2 protein-coding genes are annotated in these 2,325 nt (G+C 72.2%); both read right to left on the bottom strand.

The annotated features are described in order from the left end of the window. Nucleotides 1–63: 63 nt before the first annotated feature. A complete protein-coding gene (locus tag V9U69_RS03185; protein WP_337059851.1) occupies nt 64–954 on the bottom strand; it encodes an NAD-dependent epimerase/dehydratase family protein in 891 nt (296 codons plus the stop codon). Between the two features lie 44 nt (nt 955–998). After that, nucleotides 999–2,270 carry a DUF4032 domain-containing protein gene (locus V9U69_RS03190; protein ID WP_442907567.1) on the bottom strand — a complete coding sequence of 424 codons (1,272 nt, stop codon included), beginning with the start codon at nt 2,268–2,270 and terminating at the stop codon, nt 999–1,001. Nucleotides 2,271–2,325: the final 55 nt, after the last annotated feature.

The following is a 2,325-nucleotide window of genomic DNA, read 5'->3' on the forward strand; positions in this document are numbered from 1 at the left end:
GTGCGGCGCTCCCCGCCGGGGAGCGCCGCACGGTGCGTCAGGCGTGCGCGTCAGACGTGCGCGTCAGACGTGGTCGCGCCAGGAGTGCTGCGGCTCGTACCCCAGCAACCGCCGCGCCTTGCCGATGCTCAGCAGCGTCTCGTGCTCGCCGAGCTCACCGCGCACCTCCACACCCGGGTACACCTCGGCCATCAGCTCCGCCGAGGAGCGGCTCATCACCGTGTCGGCGTTGGCGACGACGAACACCTCGACACCGGGGCCGGTGCGCTGCAACGACAACCGCACCGCCTGCGCCCCGTCGCGCGCGTCGACGTACCCCCACAGGTTCCACTTGCGCAGGTGCGGGTCCGCGTCGAACGAGGGGAACTGGGCGTAGTCCTCCACGTGCATGACGTTGGAGAAGCGCAGGCCCGTCATCGTCAGCTGCGGCTGCCACCGGCAGAAGTGGTGGGCCATCTCCTCCTCGAGCGCCTTCACGAGGGAGTACGTGGACTCCGGGCGCACCCGGTACTCCTCGTCCAGCGGCGCGTACGGCGGGTCGGCGGTGTCGAACGGCAGGCCGAGCAGCGTCTCGCTGGACGCCCACACGACGTTCCGGATCCCCGCGGCGCGGGCGGCGTCGAACACGTTCCACGTCGCGGCGGAGTTGTTGCGGAACGTCGCGGAGTTGCTCAGCAGGCCCGGCGCCGGGACCGCTGCCAGGTGCACGACGGCGTCGAAGGGGCCGGGGCGTTCGTCGGTGCGCCCGGCGAGGGCCTCGAGGACCTGGCCGTGGTCGGTGAGGTCGATGCGCAGGAACTGCGCGTCGTCGCCGGGGTGCAGCGTCGGCGGGCGCACCTGGTCCAGCGCGAGCACCGACCAGCCGTGCTCCAGCAGGTCGCGCAGCACGACCTGTCCCAGCTTGCCCGCGGCGCCCGTCAGCGCGACGCGGGGCTTGTCAGCGGCAGCGGACAAGGTCGTCCTCCCCTGGGGGTCGGTGGTCTCGGTGGTGGGGGTCCTCAGCGTTCCGCGATGACGCGGATGGACTGCGTGTCGACGCCCAGGACGGCGCGCTCGTCGGGCTTGCCGGGAAGCACGCTCTCCACGTAGGAGTGCACGGCCTCGTCGAGGCCGACGTCGCGCCCGGCGCGCTCGGAGAGGTACCAGCGGTGCTCGAGGACCTCGTGGAACAGCTCCGGGCCCTCCAGCTTGCCGCGCATCTCGCGCGGCACGGCGCGCTGCACCGGCTCGAACACCTCCGCCATCCAGTCGTGGGCGACGATCTCCTCGTCCTCGTTCTGCCGGTCGGTGGCCGCCATGTAGGAGTCGAGGTCGTTGAGCAGGCGGCGCGCCTGGTTCTCCTCGGCGTCCAGACCGGTCAGGCGCAGCAGGCGGCGGGAGTGGTGCCCGGCGTCGACGACCTTGGGCTCGATGCGCACGCTGGTGCCGTCGATGTCGGTGGTGATGGCGAGCTCGCCGACGTCGAAGCCGAGGTCGTTCAGGCGCCGGATGCGCGCCTCGACGCGCCAGCGCTCGCCGCGCTCGAAGGACTCCGCCTCGGTGAGCTCGGACCACAGGGCGCGGTAGCGCGAGATGATGCGGTCGGAGATGCCGAGGACGTCGTCCATGTCGACCTCCAGCGCACCGCTGGCGACGACGTCCATGAGCTCGCCGGCGATGTTGGTGCGCGCCACGTCGAGGTCGTACTCGCGCTGCCCGGTGGACAGCTCGTCGTACAGCTCGCCGGTCTCGGCGTCCACGAGGTAGGCGGCGAAGGCCCCGGCGTCGCGGCGGAACAGGGTGTTCGACAGCGACACGTCGCCCCAGTAGAAGCCGGTGAGGTGCAGCTTCACCAGCAGCACGGCGAGGGCGTCGACGGCGCGCTCGGCGGTGCTGGGGCGCAGCGTCTGGCTGTAGAGGGCCCGGTAGGGCAGGGAGTACTGCAGGTGCCGGGTCACCAGCACCGAGTTCAGCGGCTCGCCGTCGCGGCCGACGCGGCCGGTGATGACGGCGACGGGGGAGACCGAGGGCACCTCGAGCCGGTTGAGCATCCGCAGCATCCGGTACTCGCGGTGGGCGATGTCCGCGTTGGTCTCCTTGACGGCGAGCACCCGCCTGCCCAGCTTGACGAAGCGCACGACGTGCCGGGAGATGCCGCGCGGCAGCGCCGCCAGGTGCTCCTCCGGCCACTCCTCCAGCGGCACCTCCCAGGGCAGGTCCAGCAGCTCGGGGTAGGGCCTGGCCGCGGTGATCTGCAGCGAGGTGGTCGTGGGCGCGCTCACGCTGGTCATCCTCTCAGGGGCGGCGCCGGGGCGTCGGCTCCGGACGCGGCACGGGACACCGCCA

Origin of the sequence: Kineococcus sp. G2 (assembly GCF_037154035.1) — a bacterium.
Taxonomy (GTDB): Bacteria; Actinomycetota; Actinomycetes; order Actinomycetales; family Kineococcaceae; genus Kineococcus.